Genomic DNA, 20913 nt, shown 5'->3' with positions numbered 1-20913 from the left:
AATATTGTCATGCATTTATTATTATTCCAAGCAAACACTTTAACAAGTTATGAAAAGATATTATTCCATTCTATCTACCCTACTGCCCCTTTATATTCTCTCTAATGTATTTTTTTCAACAAATTTGTTAGCGACAAATGCTTCGAAAAATAATATATTGATAGAAGATTGGTCGTTTGAGAATAGCTTGATGTTAAAAAATCATTCCCTTTCCTTGGACTATTCAACGAAAATAACTGCCAATTTAAAATCTACACCAAATGCTTTTGCGATTCGTGTAATTGGAGCAGACATTGGTACAAAAAATCCTACTTGTAATGGAGCAAATGATGGAAAAGCTTGGGTTAATTCCATTACTATTTTTGCAGGAAGTCCTGGCCCATTTACATATACTTGGACATTACTTGGAGTAACTGTTGCTACAGGCGATACTGCTAGAAATTTAGGTGGTGGCTCTTATATTTTAAGAGTATTTGATGCCAATGACAATACTACATTCAGTAAAGGGTTTACCATAACAAACCCAATTGATTTAGCAGCCAACATGTTCTCAGTAGATGAAACCTGTTTTGGAGCATGTGATGGATTTGCATTTACAAATGCTACAGGTGGAACCCAATTTTCTGGCGGCACTTATAAATACATTTGGTCAAATAGCGCTACTACTTCTTCCATTTCGGGATTATGTGTCGGAAACTATAGTGTAACGATTACCGATTCTACGGGTTGTACAGCTGTTGATAATATTGCAGTTGGAGGACCTTCCCTAATTCAACCAAATGTGACAGTAACACAAGTCAAATGTAAAGGAGACAATGATGGCACCGCAACTTCTAATCCAAGTGGAGGTACATCAAACTATACTTTCCTATGGTCTAATGCTGCAACAACAGCCACTATTACAGGTCTGGCTCCAGGAAATTATACAGTAACAGTTTCGGACAATACTCCTTGTACTAGAACACAAACAGTTGCAATTACGGAACCTGCGACTTTGTTGTCAGCTAGCATTAATGTCGTTAACCCAATTTCTTGTAATGGAAATACAGATGGAATACTAACGGGTAATGGAATAGGTGGTGTGGCAGGATATACATATGCTTGGTCAAATAGCCAAAATTCGAAAACAGTAATAAATCTATCAGCAGGAACATATACCGTAACAGTAACTGACAATAATGGTTGTACAAAAACAGCTTCAACGACGCTTGTTAACCCAAGCTCGGTTTCAGCAGTAATCACCTTGCCTGCAACGAATGTGAGCTGTAATGGGTTGTCAGATGGATCTGCAACAGTAGTTCCAGGAGGTGGAGTAGGTGCTCCTTACACTTTCTTGTGGTCAAATAATCAAACAAATGCAACTGCAACCGGCTTGGCCGTAGGAAACTACACAGTGACGGTATTTGATGGCAATAATTGTGAAGGAACTGACCAAGTTACAATTACAGAACCAGCCGTTTTAGTAGCTTCTATCAAAGCATCTAAAAAGGATGTTTCTTGTTTTGGAGGAGCTGATGGAGAAGCAGAAGCTGAAGGAACAGGTGGAACTTTAAATTATAGTTTTTTATGGAGCAATGCTGCAACCACAGCAATTAACTCAGGTTTGGCCCAAGGAACTTATACAGTAACTATTACTGACAACAATAATTGTACAGCTACAGCACAAACTACGATTGCACAACCAACACAGGTTGGTGTCTCAATAGCTAAAACTTCAGATATAACTTGTAATGGAGGAAACCAAGGAGCATTATTGGCCACGGGAGCAAATGGAACACCAGGGTATACCTTCACTTGGAGCAATGCTGTAAACACTGCTGCAAATACAGGATTAGCTGCCGGAACTTATACCGTGACGGTTACTGACTCTAAGTTATGTACCTCAACTAATCAATTTATATTAGGAGAGCCTTCCCCTGTAAATGCAGCTATTAACAATTCAAATCCACCCCTTTGCAATGGACAGTCAAATGGATCGGCTACAGTAACCCCGGGTGGAGGAACACCAGGATATACTTATCTCTGGAATACAACTGCAACCACCCAAACCATTAGTGGTCTGTCATCAGGAACCTATTTAGTTACCGTCAACGATGCAAACAATTGTTCCGCGACAACTCAAATCACGTTAAACGATTTAAGTACGGTAACAGCTAGTATCAACTTACCTGCAACTAATGTTTCTTGTAATGGGGGAAATAATGGTGCAGCTACAGTTACTCCTGGTGGAGGAGCAGGAGGATATTCATTTTTATGGTCTAATAATCAAAATACGCCAACAGCCACAGCACTTATTGCAGGCACTTATACAGTGACAGTGAGTGATGCAAATGGCTGTACCGCTCAAGACCAAGTAATTATTACAGAACCTACCTCTTTAACAGTAAGCATTGCGACCTCATCAAATCCTTCATGTAATGGTTTATCAAATGGTAGCGCAACCGCTGCAGATAATGGAGGAGGAACTGGAGCAATTGGCTATTTGTGGAACAACTCAGCAACCACTGCTTCAATAACAGGTCTAGCTGCGGGAACATATACTGTCACAGTTACAGATGGCAACTCTTGTACTGCGACCGATCAAGTTACACTTGTTGCGCCGCCGGTTTTAGGAATTTCAGTTACATCTAAGATTGATGTTAATTGTAAAGGTGATAATACTGGATCATTAACGACAACCATAACTGGAATAGGAACTCCTGGTTACACCTTTTTATGGTCCAATAGTCAAACCACACAAAATGCGACGAATTTAATTGCTGGAAATTACACCATCACTATTACTGATGCAAACTCATGTACTGCAACTGCCACAGGCACAATAAATGAACCAACAAATGCTTTAAATGGAGTTATTAGCAGCACAAATGCGACTTGTAATGGATTCGCTGATGGAAGTGCGAGCATCACTCCCTCAGGTGGAACAAGTACAGGTACTTATAATTTTTTATGGTCTAACAATGCAACTTCATCTACCATCACCAATTTATTTGCAGGAACTTATACAGTAACAGTAACAGATGATAATGCATGTCCATTTATAGATCAAGTAATAATCGGACAGAATACGGTTATATCAACAACAGTGACCGGAACAAACATTAATTGTTATGGTGACTCAACAGGCACAGCATCAGTTACAGCCTTACCTGCAAATCCTAACTACACTTATTTATGGTCGAATGGTAAAACCACAACAAATGTATCTACGTTGCCAGCCGGGAAATTTTATGTTACGGTAACCGATCCTGTTGGCTGCTTTGCCATTGACTCAATAACCATTATTCAAAAAGATAGCATCCAATTTAACATTACCAAATTTGATGCAACTTGTAATTCCTCAACAGATGGGATCGCGACTGTTAATGGAGTTACAGGAGGAACACCAGGCTATACTTACGCTTGGAAAACTGGCTCATTAACAGGTCCTACTTTTTCTACATTCAGTACCATTTTAAACGTTGCTGCGAATAGATATTACATCATAGTTTCAGATGTAAATGGTTGTTCAAGTAGTGATAGTGTGGACATTTTGCCATCAAATCCAATCAACTTGTTAATTTCTGATACGAATCATGTAAGTTGCAATGGCGGGTCTGACGGAAGTGCAGTCGTAGTTGCAGCAAATGGTGTAGGTGGTCCATACACATATTTGTGGAATAATAATCAAACTTCAGATACATTAAAAGGTGTAATAGCAGGAACATATACTGTAACCGTTACAGATAATAGTTCTTGTACAGGTGCTATTTCAATTTTAATTACAGAACCAACAGCAATAGCAACTGTGATGTCAGCAGACAGTGCATCGTGTTTTAGTTTCGCTGACGGATCGGCTACTGTGACTCCTAGCGGAGGAACGCCGAGTACCACAGCTCCGAGCTATACTTTCTTATGGTCAAATTCTGCAACAACATCTACCATAAATGGATTGGTTGCCTCTAGGTATTTTGTGACTGTAACAGATGGAAATGGCTGTACTAAAAAAGACTCAGTAGATGTTGAAGAACCAGTAATTCTTGCTGCGACAATAACTCCAACTGATGCACTTTGTAAGGACAGTACGGATGGTTCTGCAACAGTTAATGCAACAGGAGGAACCCCGAATTACACTTATTTATGGAGCAACGCAGGTACAAATCAAACTGAAAATGGTCTTTTAGCAGGCAGTTACACCGTTACAGTCACCGATAAAAATGGCTGTACCACTTCATCTACAACAATTGTAGGAGAGCCTGCTACATCAGTATCGTCTTTATTAACAGTGACAAACGCTACCTGTAGTGGAAAAGCAGATGGAACCGCGACAATTAATCCTTCTGGCGGTACTCCTAGTGCAATTGCACCTGGATACACCTTCTTATGGTCAACTACCGCAACTACACAAACAATAACTGGTCTTGCAGCTGGAAGTTATTTTGTAACCATCACTGATGGAAATGGATGTATAAAACTAGATACCGCAAGGGTATTGGATGGAGTTTCAATTTTCGTTTCTGTAGATTCAATAAAAATGGTCAATTGTAATGGTGGAAATGATGGCCATATTGAAGTTTCAGGGATCAACGGAAGTCTTCCATACACTTATGCATGGACAAATACAACCTCTACCACAGGAATTGCAACTAACTTAATCGCGAATTCATACACTGTTACCATTACTGATAACAATGGCTGTTTCAAAGACACCACATTCATCATAACAGAACCTAATAAACTTACTTTATCAGTAGCTACAAATGATGAAAGCTGTAAAAATAAAGCTGATGGAGATGCAACTGCAACTGCATTAAATGGAACCCCAGGGTATACATTTAATTGGTCCACTTCTCAAACAGGAACAAGTATCAATAACCTAGCTTCAGGAAATTACTCAGTGACTGTTACTGATTTAAATGGTTGTACTGAATCAACAAACTTTACCATCAATCCTCAACCAGGATTTACTATAGTTGACTCAATAATTCAAAATCGTTGTTTTGGAGATTGTAATGGATCAATCGAAATAATTAATGTGTTTAATAGTACAGCTCCATTAACTTATACTTGGAACCCAATACCTGCAAACGGACAAGGAAATAATATCGCAACCGGTTTATGTGCAGGAACCTATAATTTAAATATTCGTGACGTAAGTGGATGTGATACCAATTTAACTTATACTATAACAGAACCAACTATAATAACTAGTCTTACTGCAACAACTGATGCCACATGTAGTGGATTTGCAGATGGAACTGCAACAGTTACTCCAAGTGGAGGAACACCAAGAGTAATTGCACCAGGATACACTTACTTGTGGTCAAATAATGCAACTACTCAGTCAATATCTGGTCTATCTTCAGGACAATATATAGTGACTATTACTGATAGTTTAGGATGTATAAAACGTGATACTGCCATTGTACTTGATGGAATTTCAATATTTGCTTCTTTAGATTCCATCAAAATGAATAAATGTAATGGAGATAATACAGGATATATCGAAGTTTCTGGTATCGGTGGAACAGGTCCTTATACCTACGCATGGACTAACACCACTTCTACAACAGGAATCGCAAATAGCTTAGCTGCTAATTCGTATACTGTAACAATTACGGATAATAACGGATGCTTTAAAGACACCACTATAATTATAACAGAACCTGCTCAAATAAATATTACAGGTACTATTAGTGGTCTTAGTTGCAATTTTGGAGCTGATGGTTCAATCACTGCTTCAGTTTCCGGAGGGGTGCCACCATATACTTTCTTATGGTCAAATGCACAAACAAACTCAACAATAAACAATTTAATAGCGGGTAATTATTCAGTTACAGTAACAGATGATAGTAGTTGTACTGCTTTTGCCAGCTATACAATCAATCAAAAACCTGGGTTTGTTGCAGTAGATTCAATCACAAATAACAGATGTTTTGGAGAATGCAATGGTACAATAGAAATTCTAAATGTATTTAATGCTGCACCACCTTTAACTTATACATGGTTTCCAGCTCCGGCTAATGGTCAAGGGACAAGCTTTATTTCCGGTTTGTGCGCAGGAATATATAGAGTAGTAATTGAAGATGCAAATGGATGCGATACCTCATTTAGTTATTCAGTGACAGAACCAACCTTATTAACAAGTATTGCAACCTCAACTGATGCCACATGTAGTGGATTTGCAGATGGAACTGCAACGGTTACTCCGAGTGGAGGAACACCGAGAGTAATTGCACCAGGATACACATACTTATGGTCAAATAATGCAACAACCCAATCATTAAATGGACTTACTTCTGGGCAATACCTAGTAACTATTACTGATAGTTTAGGATGTATAAAACGTGATACTGCCATTGTACTTGATGGAATTTCAATATTCGTTTCTTTAGATTCCATCAAAATGAATAGGTGTAATGGTGATAATTCTGGATATATTGAAGTTTCGGGCATTGGTGGAACTGGCCCATATGCATACGCTTGGACTAATACCACTTCTACAACAGGAATCGTAGGTAGTCTAGCCGCTAATTCGTATACAGTATCTATTACAGATAATAATGGATGTTTTAAAGACACCACTATAATTATTACTGAACCAACCCCTATAATCATAGCCGGTACAGTAACTAATACAAGCTGCAATGGAACTGCTGATGGAGCTATTACTGCAAATGCTTCAGGTGGAGTTCCACCATTTACGTATTTATGGTCAACTGCTCAGACCAACTCTACTATCAATAATTTAAGTGCAGGAAATTATACAGTAACAGTAACTGATGACAGTCTATGTGCCCAAAGTAGAACATTCATAATTGCACCTCAATCAAATTTCACTTTTGTTGATACGATCTTTAACAACAATTGCTTTGGAGATTGCAATGGATCGATTGAAATATTCAGCCTGGCAGGTGGAACAGCTCCATATACTTATACTTGGAGTCCAATCCCACCAAATGGTCAAGGCAATAGTGAAGCTACAGGATTATGCGATGGAACTTACGATTTGACCATCTCAGATGCCAATGGATGTGATACTTCCTTAAGTTACACATTAGTTTCTCCAACTGATATTGTAGTAACTACATCAACTACAAACTCAGATTGCTTGGTATGTAATGGAACTGCCACTGCATCACCAAGTGGAGGAATTCCAGGATATACCTATAATTGGTTGGATGCTTCATTTAACCCAATCGGGCAAACAGGAATAACTGCTAACAATTTGTGCGCAGGGGTATTCAATGTAGTAACTAGAGATGCATTTGGCTGTTTAGATACCGCTTCAGTAATTGTGGCAAACAACAATGCCCCAGTAATAGCCGCCACTGCAACTGATGTATCTTGTTTTGGATCTACTGATGGTACAGCAACAGTAACAGGACCATGTATGCCAGGTATAGGTTGTACTGTTGTGTGGTTAAATAATTCAGGAGTACCAATTGGCCAAACAACTGCAACTGCGACTAATTTAGCAGCAGGAGTTTATATAGTAGAAGTTACTTCTGCAACTGTGAATGGTTGTAAAGCTTATGATACCGTTACTGTAGGAACTCCTACACAAATTATTGCGAACCCAGGATCTACACCTGTAAGCTGCACTGCAGCCACTATTTGTGATGCAACTGCTTTTGTAGCTCCAACAGGTGGAAGTAGCCCATATACATACTTATGGTCAACAACAGAAACTACAGATACCATTAAAAACCTTTGTGTTGGAGCATTCACAGTGACCATAACAGACAACAATAATTGTTCGATTACTTCAACCATAAATGTCGTATTAGGAGGTTCTTATACCGTTACAATGACGACTACACCTGAATCATGTGGAAATTCATGTGATGGAACAGCTGCAGTTTCAATTCCTGCAGCTTCATTCAATCCACCTTACTCTTACAATTGGAGCCCTGTTCCAACAGGACAACAGGGAAATGCAACCTTAAGTGGATTGTGTAATGGTGTTTATAATGTAACTGTGACTGACGGTTCAGGATGTACTTTCACAGCAAGTAATACTGTCAATACTCAAAACTTAATTGTTCCAAATGATAACTTTACGAATGTAAGTTGTGGAGCAACAAATGATGGAACAGCTATCGTAAATCCAACAGGAGGATCAGGAACATACATCTACACATGGACTCCTATTCCTGCAAATGGTCAAGGAACCAATACAGCAACGGGTTTACCAGCAGGTCCAATAGAGGTATTAATTGTAGATCAATTAAATGGTTGTGATACACTAGTACAATTCAACATCGGTAATTCAATAAAAATTTCGCCAAACGAAACAGTAACTGCTGCAAATTGCAACGGCGCTTGCGATGGAAGCATTTCATTAGCACCGACTGGCGGTAATGGTTCTGCATACACGTATACATGGACCCCTGTTCCACCAAATGGCCAAGGAACTCCAAATGCCAATGGACTTTGCACAGGTATATACGCTGTAATCATTTCTGATAATGGAGGATGTGATACTACTCTATCAATTACAATTACAGAACCCTCTGCAATTATTTCAGGAATTGCAAAACTTGATGCTACTTGTAATGGAGTTTGTGATGGACAAGCATCAGTGAATCCTACAAATGGCGTGGCACCTTATAGTTATTTATGGTCTAATAATTTAACTACTGATACTATTAAAAATATTTGTGCAGGAATCTATACAGTTACAATCACTGATAATAATGGTTGTGCGATTACTGATCAAGTGACAATAACTGAGAATTCAGCTATTTTAGCTACTACTAATTTTACACCTAGTACATGTGATGTTTGTAATGGTACGGCTACAGTAAATCCAACAGGAGTTGGACCATTCGCCTTTGAGTGGTTTGATAACTTAGGAGCACCACTAGGAGTAACCAATCAGTCAATTATCAACCGATGTGCTGCGATTTATTCTGTAGAGGTTACAGACCAATCAACAAATTGCAAGAATCTATTCATAATTCCTATAAGCGATGTTGGCGGTGAAACTGTAGCAATGAGCTTTACAAGTGAATCTTGCATTGGAGCCTGCGATGGAACTGCAACTGCTACATTTACATGTTCTAGTCCAGTTTGTACTGTTGAGTGGTTTGATGGAGCAACTGGTTTAACAATCAATCAAACAACAATTACTGCAACAAACCTTTGTGCAGGAAACTATTTCGCTCAAGTTTCTAACGGATTCCAATGTGTAACAATAGAACCTGTTACAGTTGGATCTCCAAATGCATTAAACGTAACAGCAACCTCAACAGATGCTAGTTGTGCAAATAGTTGCGATGGAACTGCCACAGCAACTGCAGCAGGAGGAACAGCGCCATACAGATATGTTTGGTCTCCTGCACCGACGACAGGACAAGGAACAGCGAATGCAGGCGGACTTTGCGATGGAACATATACTGTACAAATTTTTGATGCCAATGGATGTGATGTTTCAACAACAGTAACAATCGGATCACCGCAAGCAGTTTCTGTATCCTTTACCTCTATTGATCCTAACTGTGGACTATCGAACGGAAGTATTACTGCAAATATTAATGGAGGATCTAGTCCATATACATTACAATGGTTTGATGGAACCAACACCTTGCTAGTCGGACAAACCAATCCTTTAATTAATGGATTGGCAGCTGGAAACTATACATTAAGGGTTAGGGATAATTCAAGCTGTGAAGATTTCTTCACTTTTGGTTTATCGAATTCAAATGGACCTACAATTACGTTAGATTCAACAACTAATGTATCTTGTTTTGGAGCAAATGATGGAGAATTATTTATCACTGCATCAGGCGGAACAGCACCATACAATTTCGTATGGTCTCCAAATGGCTTGACATTCGAAGATATTTCTAATTTAAGAGCAGGGACTTATACAGTAAAGGTTACGGATGCAAGCGGATGTATTTCTTTTGAAACCTATACCGTAACTTCTCCACAACAATTAACGGCTAGCTTTACTACAACTGATGCAGCTTGTGGAGTGTGCGACGGAGTGGCAGAAGTAATCATGTCGGGAGGAACTGCACCATATACTTACAACTGGAGTTCAGGCTCTACAAGTACGAAAGCAGAAAACCTATGTGCGGGAATTTATGTCTTAAATGTATCAGATGCCAATGGCTGTTCTGAAACATTCAATATTAATATAAACAACAATGGAGGACCAACAAATGAGATTGTAAGTGTAACGGATGCAACTTGTAGAAATACTTGTGATGGCACAGCAACGATCACTCCAATAGGAGGAACAGCACCTTACACTTTCTTCTGGCCACACAACAGCTCTACAGCAAACACCCTTAATAATTTATGTGCAGGTTCTTACTTTGTTCAAATAATGGATGCGAATGGCTGTATGCGAGTTGCCAATGTAATTGTTGATGAGCCTGATGAGTTGATTCTAAACAGCACAATAACTCCTGCGACATGCAATAACTTCCCTTGTGATGGCTCAATTCTATTGAATGTTACAGGTGGAACGGCACCATACACATACAATTGGGGACCAATAACTTTACCCAATTCAAATTTCGTAGATGGACTTTGTGCGGGTAGCTATACTGTAGATATTTTAGATGCAAGTGGCTGTACACAAACATTTACATTCGTAGTTTCCAACACAAGCATTCCAATTAATCCTACACCAACAGCAACAGATGCTAGTTGCTTTGGAAGCTGTGATGGTACATTGGCAGCAAACATTACATCTGCCTTAGTCGATTACCAATGGTTTGATGCCAATAATTCAGCGGTGGCGGCAATCAATACAGATGCATCTGGCCTATGCCCAGGAATATATACATTGGAATTAACATCAATTCCTGATGGATGTAAGTATTATGAAACAATAGAGATTAAAGAACCAAACAGATTAATTTTGACTCAACCGGTGGTTAAAAACATGAACTGTGCAACTGATTGCGATGGTCAAATTTCTGTGAATGCAATTGGCGGATCATTGCCGTATCAATTCTCTTGGGACGATCCAAACAGTCAGACAACAAATGTAGCTTCCAATCTTTGTGTTGGCACTTACAATGTAGTGGTTTCTGATCAAAATAGTTGTTCAGCAAGCACAGGAGCTTCTATAACTGCTCCTACTCCAATAACGATAGCAGTCGTTGCAAAAACAGATGTAACATGTAGCAGCAATTGTGAAGGTACAGCAGAAATCTCCGTTGCCGGTGGAATTAGTCCTTATTCTGTATCTTGGAGTGGAGGTCAGACCTCAACGATCGTTACAGGTTTATGTTTCGGTCCTAACTTGGTTACAATAACCGATGCCAATAACTGTGAATTCATCGATACAGTATTTATTGCAGCCCAAGATACAGTAGTTGCATTGGCAGGAAATGATACGATTATTTGTAACAGCGGAACTGTAGTGCTGAAAGGAGCAACATTAGGAACTGGAGTAACAAATGCAGATTGGTATACTTACCCTGCATTTAATTTATTCACCACTTCGCTTGACACTACTTTTGAGCGTTCATTAGGCCAGTATCAATTTGCATTAATTGCAACCAATGGAATCAGTTGTAACGATACCACCATTAAAACAATTCAAGTAGTACCTAGCCCATTAATAGATGCCGGCAGAAACGTTAGAATCTTTAATGAAGAGATCGCTCAAATTAGTATTCTAGGAGAAAGTTCAACCTACAAATACTTATGGGTACCTAGTACAAATTTGAACGATTCAACCATTGCCAACCCAACTTCTGATACTAGAAAGACAATTACGTATACACTATTTGTAACTGACACGAATGGTTGTATTGGAAGCGATTCTATGCAGGTAATTTATCAAGAACCAATTACCTTCCCAACAGGATTTACTCCGAACGGAGATGGAAACAACGATGTTTGGAACTTGTACTTTATAGCAGACTTCCCGAGTACGACTGTTACCATATTCAACCGATGGGGTGAGAATATATTTGAATCTAATGGTTACACAAAACCATGGGATGGAACCTATAAAGGAGAAGATTTACCAAGTGGAACGTATTATTATATCATTGATTTGAATGATTCTAACTTCGAACCAATGACAGGACCAATTACGATAATAAGATAATTATGAAAAAGTATATCAGTATCATATATTTACTATTCATTGGCGTGACCATTGAGGCATTTGGACAACAAATGCCTCAATTCACCCAATATCAATTGAACGATTTTATTATGAATCCTGCAGTAGCCGGGTCAAAATCGTATTTTGAAGCGAAGTCTAACAACAGGTATCAATGGGAAGGAATCACTGATGCGCCTAGAACTTTTACACTAGGTGTAAATGGTCCGCTTAAAAAGGAGAATATGGGAATCGGTGGTTACATTTTTGTTGATGTAACTGGGCCAACTAAAAGAACTGGTTTTAATTTAGCCTATGCCTATCATATACAATTAGGAACAAATATTAAACTTTCATTAGCTGCAAACGCAGGAGTTGTCCAATACACGCTAGATGGTTCTGAAATTATTCTTGAAAATGCGAATGACGATGCATTTAACGGTAGCCTGCAGTCCAAACTTAAACCCGATGTTGGCTTCAGCTTTTATTTATATGGAAAGAATTTCTACTTCGGTGGGTCTGCGCCTCAACTAGTAACAAGCGATCTAAAATATGACAATACACCACTCCGATCAGGTAAAATAGCCGATCATTACTTTTTAATGGGTGGTTACAAATATGAAATTAATGATAAATTTACATTAGACCCTGGGGCAGTATTAAGATATGTAAAACCATTGCCGTTACAGTATGAATTCACTCTAAAAGCAACTTACAATGAGATGTTATGGGCGGGATTCTCTTATCGTAAAACGGATGCTTTGGCTTTACTAGTCGGCTATACAATGAATAATACCATATCGATTGGGTATTCTTATGATTTTATTCAATCATCAATTGCCACTTATAGCACTGGTTCACATGAATTAATGATAGGAATTCGTTTCAACGAAACCGGTGTAAAAAGAGAAAAGGTAGATTAATCTTACCGCTTAATGGAAACTCCACGAAGCCCATTTTCTTTCATGTAAATTAAGGTTTGAACAAGCGCATACTTCATATTGCGCTCCGCTTTCAAACTATCATGAAACAACACAACAGAGCCTGGTTTAATATTTCTCTTTACGTTATTGAAACAGGCTTTAGGCGATCTATTTTTATTGTAGTCTCCGCTTAGTACTGACCACATAATAATGTGATAATTTAATTGTTGAATTAACCGAATTTGAGATTTCCGAATTCGTCCATAGGGCGGTCTAAATAAATTGGAAGAAATAAAGGCCCCAGCATTTTCAACATCTTTCAGGTAAACTTCATCCTCTGTGGACCATCCTTTGATGTGGTGCTGGGTATGATTACCAACTGCATGTCCATCATTTAAGATCTGTTTATAAATATCAGGGTACTTCTCTACATTATCCCCAATACAAAAGAACGTAGCTTTTACATCAAATTCCTTTAGCTTTTCCAATACCCAAGGAGTTACTACAGGTATCGGACCATCGTCAAAAGTTAAAAAGACTTCCGAATCAGTCGTCTGCTCTTCCCAACTCAATAAAGGATAGATTTTCTTAAACACTTTTGGAATAGTCGCAATCATATTAACCAAACAATAATTCAAATACCTGTTCGATTTTCGCTACAAAAACCAACTCAATTTTATAATTCTTCTGTTCAATTCCCTTTTTATTATACTTCGAAAGGAATATTTTTTCAAAGCCTAATTTTTGGCCTTCCATGATTCGCTGCTCGATTTTACTGACAGGTCGAATCTCTCCGGAAAGTCCAATCTCTGCAGCAAAGGCAAATTTTGAATTAATATTGATATCCTCACTAGAGGATAAAATCGCACTAATCACCGCTAAATCTATTGCGGGATCATCTACACGAATCCCACCAGCTATGTTCAAAAAGACGTCCTTAATTCCCAATCTGAATCCACACCGTTTTTCCAACACAGCCAAAAGCATGTTTAATCTACGCAAATCAAATCCAGTAGAAGAACGCTGAGGTGTACCATAAGCAGCACTGCTTACTAACGCTTGTACCTCGATGAGTAAAGGTCGGATTCCTTCTACCGTTGCTGCAGTTGCAGATCCACTTAAAGGTTCGTCCCGACTACCAATCAACAACTCTGAAGGATTGTGAATGGGCATTAACCCCATGCTATTCATCTCGTAGATTCCTAACTCATTGGTTGAACCAAATCGGTTCTTTTGAGCTCGTAATAATCGATACATAAAGTTTCGATCACCTTCAAACTGAAGCACAACATCCACCATGTGCTCCAACACTTTTGGACCAGCAATAGTACCATCCTTAGTAATGTGACCAATTAAAAATACAGGAGTAGCCGTTTCTTTTGCAAATCGCATCAACTCTGCGGTGCATTCACGAATTTGTGAGATACTTCCAGCAGATGATTCAATTAATTGTGAATGTATAGTTTGGATGGAATCAACAATAACTATGTCTGCTTCCAACTCTGCTAAATGCATTAAAATGTTTTGCATCGAAGTTTCAGTAAACAGATAACACTCTTCATTCAATGACCCAATTCGCTCCGCGCGCATTTTTATCTGTTGATCACTTTCTTCACCAGAAATATACACGATTTTAATCCCCTTCATCTGCATTGCCAATTGCAACAGCAAAGTAGATTTACCGATTCCCGGTTCTCCGGCAAACAAAATCAAAGATCCTGGCACCAAACCACCACCTAAAACACGGCTCAATTCTCCATCGGTGAGCGGAAATCGCCTCTCTTCACTGAATTCTACATCAGTAATTCGTTTTGGTTTAATCGTTCTTTTGGATGTTATTAAGGAACCTACACTATTTGCAGGTGCCTCTTTCTGAATGATTTCTTCTACATAAGTATTCCATTCTCCACAAGAAGTACATTTCCCAACCCACTTAGGGGATTGCATCCCACAATTCTGACAAAAAAATGCCTTCTTTAACTTCGCCACTCAACTAATAGTTTAAAATGTAATATCAATATCTCTTCGTTTGCTTTTCTTATTCGATCCACATAGATTCTTTATGTTGATATCAGCAGTTGTATAACCCAAATTCAATGCTTTTTTGTAATCATTACAAGCCTCTTCTTTGTTTCCCAATTCATACTTTGCTTCTCCTCGATAAAAATAGGCTTTCCCTAAATTATTATCTCTAGATTTTATCACTTCGTCAAAACCTTTAATCGCAGTCTCGTATTCTTTCATTCCCAAGTGACTTAAGGCTAAATTAATTTGACCATCTACCAATTCTGGATCCTTGTCCAAGGCAGTCTTAAAGTCGGCCATCCCTTCTTCATAGCGATCTAACTCACCTTTTGCAGCACCTCTATTGTATATTGCAGCAGCATAATCTGGCTTTAAAGAAATTGCTTTACTATAGGCTTGTATGGCCGAATTATACCTAAACAATTCAGCCAAACAATAGCCTTTGTAATAATACATTTCTGCTGAATCAGGTTGCAATTTTATTGCAGTATTCAAATCAGAAAGAGCCTCCTTATACTCTGCAAGAAAAACCAGTGCTGCTCCTCTACTAAAAAACAATAAAGCATTCTCATCATCGTATTTTATGGCTTTGCCGTATAGTTTTACCGCTTCTGAAAATTTATCTTGTTTGTGTTTAGAGTCAGCCAATAACTTCAAGTAGGCTGCATCTTTTGAGTGGGATTCTAAATCCGCCATTAATATTGATTCAGCCTTATCAAACAAGCCAGCATCATACTGCTTTTGGGCAGATTCTAGTGTTGTCTGTGCAGTTGACTGATTGACTATTAAGAAAAATGAAACTGCTGTAATGGTAAGAATAATATTCCTTTTCATCGAATCGAGGAGTTGTGGTTATATCCTACGAATCTAAGAAAAAGCACCGTAAATCAATAATAGATTAGTCTTTGAATTGCTTTATTTTTTGTTCAATAGAAGTAGTCGAATGACCCTCTAAAAAGTCTATAATTTCTACTGTGCCCCCATTTTCCAGCACAATGTCATGACCAGCTATTTGTTCTACTTTATAATCACCCCCTTTTGCCAATACATCCGGAACAATGGCTTTTATTAACTCGTAAGGTGTTTCTTCATTAAAAATAACAACAGCATCTATCATCGATAATGCGGCTAAAAGAAATGCTCTATCTTGCTGATTTTGTATAGGTCGATTAGGTCCCTTGTTCAACATTTTGACAGATTCATCTGAGTTCAAACCTAAAATGAGTTTATTTCCCAAGTCCTTTGTTTTCGCCAAATAGGAAATGTGTCCAGGATGTAAAATGTCAAAAACACCATTAGTAAACACTACTTTTTGGTTTTTCAATCGCCACACCTTCACTAGTTTTAAAACTTGGTCGAGCGATTTAATTTTACTAGAAATAATTTCAGTTTGTTGCAACATCTTTTTTCTGATTAATGACACGAATTAATATAATTGAAATCACACCCAAAACTATTATCATTAAAGTTTGAGCGGTCCAAATAATCCAACCCAATGCCAACGCAGAAGTTTTTACGACTCCATATAAAGTCAATGTCTTCATCACTGCGATTGGATAAACACCAATACCGCCCTGAACAAAAACAATTGATAGTCCTCCTAAAACAAACGAAGCCAGGACACCTGCAATAGGGACATCAGCCGTGTCTGATAATGCGAAAAAACAAACATAGTGCATGGCTAAATACATGATCCAAATGAAGGCAGTATGTAATAAAAACAACCCTTTCTTTTTCATTGTTGCAATGGACTTCACTCCTTCCCAAATTCCTTTTACCAATTCCCGAATTTTTACAAGAATGGGATTTTTGGACTTTGACATCAATAAAAACAAGAAGACTACACCACCTGCAACCAAAACACCACCCACTAAGAATAGTTTCTCTAAAGAAAATTTATCTCCACCTTGAGCAATTGTTTCGCTCAACAATTCTCCAAGCATGTCTAGCTCCATTAAAATAACGGTTACTGTAATTAATCCTAAAATGATTAAATCGGCTACTCGCTCAGCTACAATTGTTCCAAGTAGTTTGTGAAAAGGAATATCTTCATATTTAGCTAGTAAACCGGGCCTGGTAATTTCTCCTAATCGCGGGAAAGCCAAGTTGGCAATATATCCAATCATAACCGTAAAAAAACTATTCCAAAATCCCGGAGTTTTACCCAACGGCTCAATGGTATATTTCCACCTGATAGCTCGTGAAACATGACTTAGAATGCCAAATAACACAGATAAAATAAGTACGAAATAATTGGCATGAGTGAATGAGTATGATAAATTATCTCGCTCATCCAGAGTTAGTCCATTGTATACATACCAAATAAGAAAAACTCCGAAAGCTAATGGGACAGCTAATTTAAGGGAAGTGATGATGTGCTTCTTCAAAAGAATTACTTTAATCGATTAGTGGATTCATCTGGAAAGATAACCGAAGGTCGAAAAGTTTTAGCCACTTCGAACTCCATAATTCCATAGGAAATAATGATAATAATATCGCCAACAGCAACTCTTCGCGCTGCAGGACCGTTCAGGCATATTTCACCTGAACCTCTCAAGCCTTTTATAATGTATGTTTCTAGCCGTTCTCCATTGTTAATGTTAACAATTTGAACCTTTTCGCCTTCTATCATATTGGCTGCATCCATCAAATCTTCATCAATGGTAATACTTCCGATATAATTCAAATCAGCTTGAGTAACCTTTACTCTATGGATCTTGGATTTTAAAACCTGTACTTGCATAAGGGCGCAAAATTAAACAATAATCGGTAAATTGTCGATTAACCGAATAGATCCTACTTTAACGGCAATAAAAAGATGCAACTCCTTATTATCGTCTTTATTTGAAGGATTTAACAAACTATTTCGATTGACTACTTCTAAGTATTCTACTTCGAACTGTGGATAAGAGTTAATGGTTTGAATGGCATCTTCTATCAATTGTGATGAATTTACAGCAGAATAATTTGCAGAAATTTCAGTCAATTGTTTGAAGATTATAGCGGCATCTTTAGCTTGAATTTCAGAGAGTAATTTGTTTCTAGAACTCATCGCCAAACCTGATGGTTCTCTGCTAATTGGACATCCAACGATATCAATGGATTTTTGTTCTATTTCAACTAGTTTTTTAACAATCAAAAGTTGTTGATAATCCTTTTCCCCGAAATAAGCTTTATCGGGAATTACAATATCAAACAATCGTTTCACTACAATGGCCATTCCGTTAAAATGACCTGGGCGATGTTCCCCTTCCAACACCTCACCCAATGAACCAAAATCATAGACTTTGTTCACTTCAGTGGGATAAATTTCATCAACTGATGGCGTAAAAACAACAGAACAACCTACGCTAGAAAGCAGCTCTAAATCGGACTCTATTGTTCGGGGATATTTTTTTAAATCATCCGGATTGTTAAATTGCTTTGGGTTTACAAAAATACTACAAACTACCAAATCGTTTTCCGACATAGCACGTGTAATCAAACTAATATGACCACTATGCAATGCCCCCATCGTTGGTACAAAGCCAATACGGATTCCCTTACTTTTCTGATCCAATAAGTAAGAATGGAGCATTTCTGCGGATGTGAACTGTTGAATCATTGAATATTTATTATAAAAATCCTTTAAAATTAACCTTTTAGAGCCATCGAAAAAGTGGGGCAAGGTAATCCCAATGTTGAAAAATCGCAATAAAATTCGTACTTTTGTATCGATTTCGTTAATTAATCTATCTTTTATGACTAAGAAAAGAATACTTTTTATCTCTCAAGAAATTACCCCTTACACTGAAGAAACTGAAATATCAAAAATAGGAAGATACCTTCCACAAGGAATACAAGAAAAAGGAAAAGAGATAAGAACATTCATGCCTCGATTCGGATCTATTAACGAAAGAAGAAATCAACTTCATGAGGTAATTCGTCTTTCCGGAATGAATTTAATCATCAATGATAATGATCATCCATTGATTATTAAAGTGGCTTCTATCCAACCAGCAAGAATGCAAGTTTATTTTATTGACAATGAAGACTTTTTTCATAGAAAAGCAGGCGTTGTAGATAAAAAAGGTAAGTTTTTTGAAGACAATGATGAAAGAGCAATCTTCTTTTGTAGAGGTGTTCTAGAAACAGTAAAAAAATTAGGTTGGGCTCCAGATATCGTTCATTGCCATGGTTGGATGACTAGTTTAATTCCAATGTTTTTGAAAACGTCATACAAAGACGAACCATTGTTCGAGAATACAAAAGTGGTTTATTCAGCATATGACGACGACTTTAATGAAACGTTAGACAATTCTTTTGCGAAAAAGTCGTTAATGGAAGGAATTGAAGAAAAAGATGTAGCTCTATACGCAGATCCTACACATGAGAACATCACTAAAGCAGCTATCACATGGGCTGATGCTTCTATTATTGGTTCGGAAGAAACGTCTGAAGAAATTGCAAAATTTGCGGAAGAATCAGGTAAACCCTTTCTAACCTACCATTCAGAAGACCGATATGTGGAAGCTTTCTCTGCTTTTTATGATGAAATTTTAACAGAAGAAGAAGTTTTAGCAGAATAATGAAACAGCACATATTTTCAAAAAGCACCATGCGGAAAGTACAGTTACTTTCCGCTCTCTTTTTTTTAGGCCTTTTTATCCAATCTTGCAAAAAAGATGGTAAACTAACACCTGATTTCGAAGAAAATAACTCCAATATTTACTTTAATGACTCTTCAACAATTAGGTCATATACTGTAAAAGATGACTCTATTCTATCAAGTAAGACTAGCGTGGCCTTAGTTGGGATTTACCACGATTCAGTTTTTGGAGAAGTTAAATCCTCTTTCTTTTCTAGAATGTCCATGGTGGGAACAAATTTAGACTTTGGTGTTCCAAGTAATCTAACAGTAGACTCTGTGGTTTTTGCATTCAAATATGCGAAGATTTATGGAAACAAAGAGCCTCAAACTGTTGAAATATTTGAACTTACGGAGGATATGAATGATGACATTGGGTACTACTCTAATGACTCTATCGCATTTAATTCTACCCCATTAGGAACAAAAGTTTTTACTCCTTCCCTTGATAGTATCTATGTTGGAGGAAATGCATTTGCCCCACAACTTCGAATTAAACTTGACAATGCTTTAGGACAGCGATTTTTAAATGAATCAGGAAAATCAACTTTCGGTACTCAAGATAACTTTAAAGCATTTTTTAAAGGGATTCACATCAAAACAACTTCATTAAGTAACAATACTACTACTCGTGGCACCATCACCTATTTCGATCCAACTTCTATAATTACAGGCCTTTACATATATTATACAGACATTAGCAGTGGAAGTGCAGTACCTAAATTAGTACGATTTTCTATTACAACTGACGACCAACGATTTTGTAATTTTAAACAAGATTATTCCGGAAGTTTAATGGAGCAAGTTTTAAATGGAACAGCTCAAGATACTAATGTGTCATATTCGCAAACAATGGCTGGTGTAAAGACTTTAATAAAATTCCCATTTATCAAGAATATTACTGAACAAATTCAAAAACCCATTATTAATCAAGCTGAAATTATTATTCCTGTTGTACAAGGTTCAATTAATCAGTTTGGCTATCCCAATAAAGTAATTTTGATTGCAGCAGACTCTTCTGGAGCAGGAACATTTTTACCTGACTTTTTTGTTGGTGAAGATTATTATGGTGGTGTTTATAATGATGAAACAAAGGACTATCGATTTAATATTTCAAGACACATTCACAATGTTGTAAATAAAAATAAAACGGACTACGGACTTTATCTAATTATCTCTGGAACATCTGTTTCGGCAGAAAGGGTCATAATTCAAAAGCAAGTAAGTAATTTAGAAGGAATAAAGTTAAATTTGACTTATTCAACAACCGAATAAAACGA

11 protein-coding genes are annotated in these 20913 nt (G+C 37.6%); 4 read left to right on the top strand and 7 right to left on the bottom strand.

All coding sequences use genetic code 11. From position 1 onward, the window contains the following. Positions 1 to 49 precede the first annotated feature (49 nt). Both ACTB0X_RS04485 and ACTB0X_RS04480 read left to right on the top strand, forming a co-directional pair. Complete coding sequence (locus ACTB0X_RS04485; RefSeq protein ID WP_463023796.1) at positions 50 to 12061, top strand: T9SS type B sorting domain-containing protein; 12012 nt, start codon at positions 50 to 52, stop codon at positions 12059 to 12061. Positions 12062 to 12063: 2 nt separating this feature from the next. Continuing rightward, positions 12064 to 12981, top strand: coding sequence for a PorP/SprF family type IX secretion system membrane protein (locus ACTB0X_RS04480; RefSeq protein ID WP_463023795.1), 918 nt, complete (start codon positions 12064 to 12066; stop codon positions 12979 to 12981). A gap of 2 nt (positions 12982 to 12983) precedes the next feature. Here the strand turns inward: ACTB0X_RS04480 and ACTB0X_RS04475 are convergent, their stop codons facing one another. The 7 genes from ACTB0X_RS04475 to panC all read right to left on the bottom strand — a co-directional run bounded on the left by ACTB0X_RS04475 (position 12984) and on the right by panC (position 18610). Further along, positions 12984 to 13598: a polysaccharide deacetylase family protein gene (locus tag ACTB0X_RS04475; RefSeq protein WP_463023794.1), complete on the bottom strand. Its 615-nt coding sequence runs from the start codon at positions 13596 to 13598 to the stop codon at positions 12984 to 12986. A gap of 1 nt (position 13599) precedes the next feature. Next, positions 13600 to 14970 (bottom strand): DNA repair protein RadA, encoded by a 1371-nt coding sequence (radA, locus tag ACTB0X_RS04470; protein ID WP_463023793.1) that lies wholly within the window; start codon positions 14968 to 14970, stop codon positions 13600 to 13602. A 12-nt stretch (positions 14971 to 14982) separates the two neighbouring features. Beyond that, a complete protein-coding gene (locus ACTB0X_RS04465) occupies positions 14983 to 15840 on the bottom strand; it encodes a tetratricopeptide repeat protein (protein WP_463023792.1) in 858 nt (285 codons plus the stop codon). 64 nt (positions 15841 to 15904) lie between these two features. Continuing rightward, positions 15905 to 16408 (bottom strand): D-glycero-beta-D-manno-heptose 1-phosphate adenylyltransferase, encoded by a 504-nt coding sequence (rfaE2, locus tag ACTB0X_RS04460; protein WP_463023791.1) that lies wholly within the window; start codon positions 16406 to 16408, stop codon positions 15905 to 15907. Next, positions 16392 to 17393, bottom strand: coding sequence for a lysylphosphatidylglycerol synthase transmembrane domain-containing protein (locus ACTB0X_RS04455; RefSeq protein ID WP_463023790.1), 1002 nt, complete (start codon positions 17391 to 17393; stop codon positions 16392 to 16394). Before ACTB0X_RS04455 ends, rfaE2 begins: the two co-directional genes overlap by 17 nt. A 5-nt stretch (positions 17394 to 17398) precedes the next feature. After that, positions 17399 to 17749, bottom strand: coding sequence for an aspartate 1-decarboxylase (panD, locus tag ACTB0X_RS04450; protein WP_463023789.1), 351 nt, complete (start codon positions 17747 to 17749; stop codon positions 17399 to 17401). Positions 17750 to 17761: 12 nt separating this feature from the next. Beyond that, complete coding sequence (gene panC, locus ACTB0X_RS04445) at positions 17762 to 18610, bottom strand: pantoate--beta-alanine ligase (RefSeq protein WP_463023788.1); 849 nt, start codon at positions 18608 to 18610, stop codon at positions 17762 to 17764. A 136-nt stretch (positions 18611 to 18746) separates the two neighbouring features. Between panC and ACTB0X_RS04440 the strand changes: the two genes are divergently transcribed. Both ACTB0X_RS04440 and ACTB0X_RS04435 read left to right on the top strand, forming a co-directional pair. Then, a complete protein-coding gene (locus ACTB0X_RS04440) occupies positions 18747 to 19574 on the top strand; it encodes a glycogen/starch synthase (RefSeq protein WP_463023787.1) in 828 nt (275 codons plus the stop codon). After that, positions 19574 to 20908 carry a DUF4270 domain-containing protein gene (locus tag ACTB0X_RS04435; protein ID WP_463023786.1) on the top strand — a complete coding sequence of 445 codons (1335 nt, stop codon included), beginning with the start codon at positions 19574 to 19576 and terminating at the stop codon, positions 20906 to 20908. Before ACTB0X_RS04440 ends, ACTB0X_RS04435 begins: the two co-directional genes overlap by 1 nt. Positions 20909 to 20913: the final 5 nt, after the last annotated feature.

The organism is Acidiluteibacter sp., assembly GCF_055129545.1.
Note: the sequence above shows the minus strand (reverse complement) of the source record. Positions and strands in the feature narration are given on the sequence as shown.

What these genes read in the sequence shown, in the direction of transcription:
- ACTB0X_RS04440 (WP_463023787.1), top strand. Translation starts at nt 18,747, where the DNA reads ATGACTAAGAAAAGAATACTTTTTATCTCTCAAGAAATTACCCCTTAC.
- panD (WP_463023789.1), bottom strand. Translation starts at nt 17,749, where the DNA reads ATGCAAGTACAGGTTTTAAAATCCAAGATCCATAGAGTAAAGGTTACT.
- ACTB0X_RS04480 (WP_463023795.1), top strand. Translation starts at nt 12,064, where the DNA reads ATGAAAAAGTATATCAGTATCATATATTTACTATTCATTGGCGTGACC.
- ACTB0X_RS04465 (WP_463023792.1), bottom strand. Translation starts at nt 15,840, where the DNA reads ATGAAAAGGAATATTATTCTTACCATTACAGCAGTTTCATTTTTCTTA.
- rfaE2 (WP_463023791.1), bottom strand. Translation starts at nt 16,408, where the DNA reads ATGTTGCAACAAACTGAAATTATTTCTAGTAAAATTAAATCGCTCGAC.
- ACTB0X_RS04435 (WP_463023786.1), top strand. Translation starts at nt 19,574, where the DNA reads ATGAAACAGCACATATTTTCAAAAAGCACCATGCGGAAAGTACAGTTA.
- ACTB0X_RS04485 (WP_463023796.1), top strand. Translation starts at nt 50, where the DNA reads ATGAAAAGATATTATTCCATTCTATCTACCCTACTGCCCCTTTATATT.
- ACTB0X_RS04475 (WP_463023794.1), bottom strand. Translation starts at nt 13,598, where the DNA reads ATGATTGCGACTATTCCAAAAGTGTTTAAGAAAATCTATCCTTTATTG.
- panC (WP_463023788.1), bottom strand. Translation starts at nt 18,610, where the DNA reads ATGATTCAACAGTTCACATCCGCAGAAATGCTCCATTCTTACTTATTG.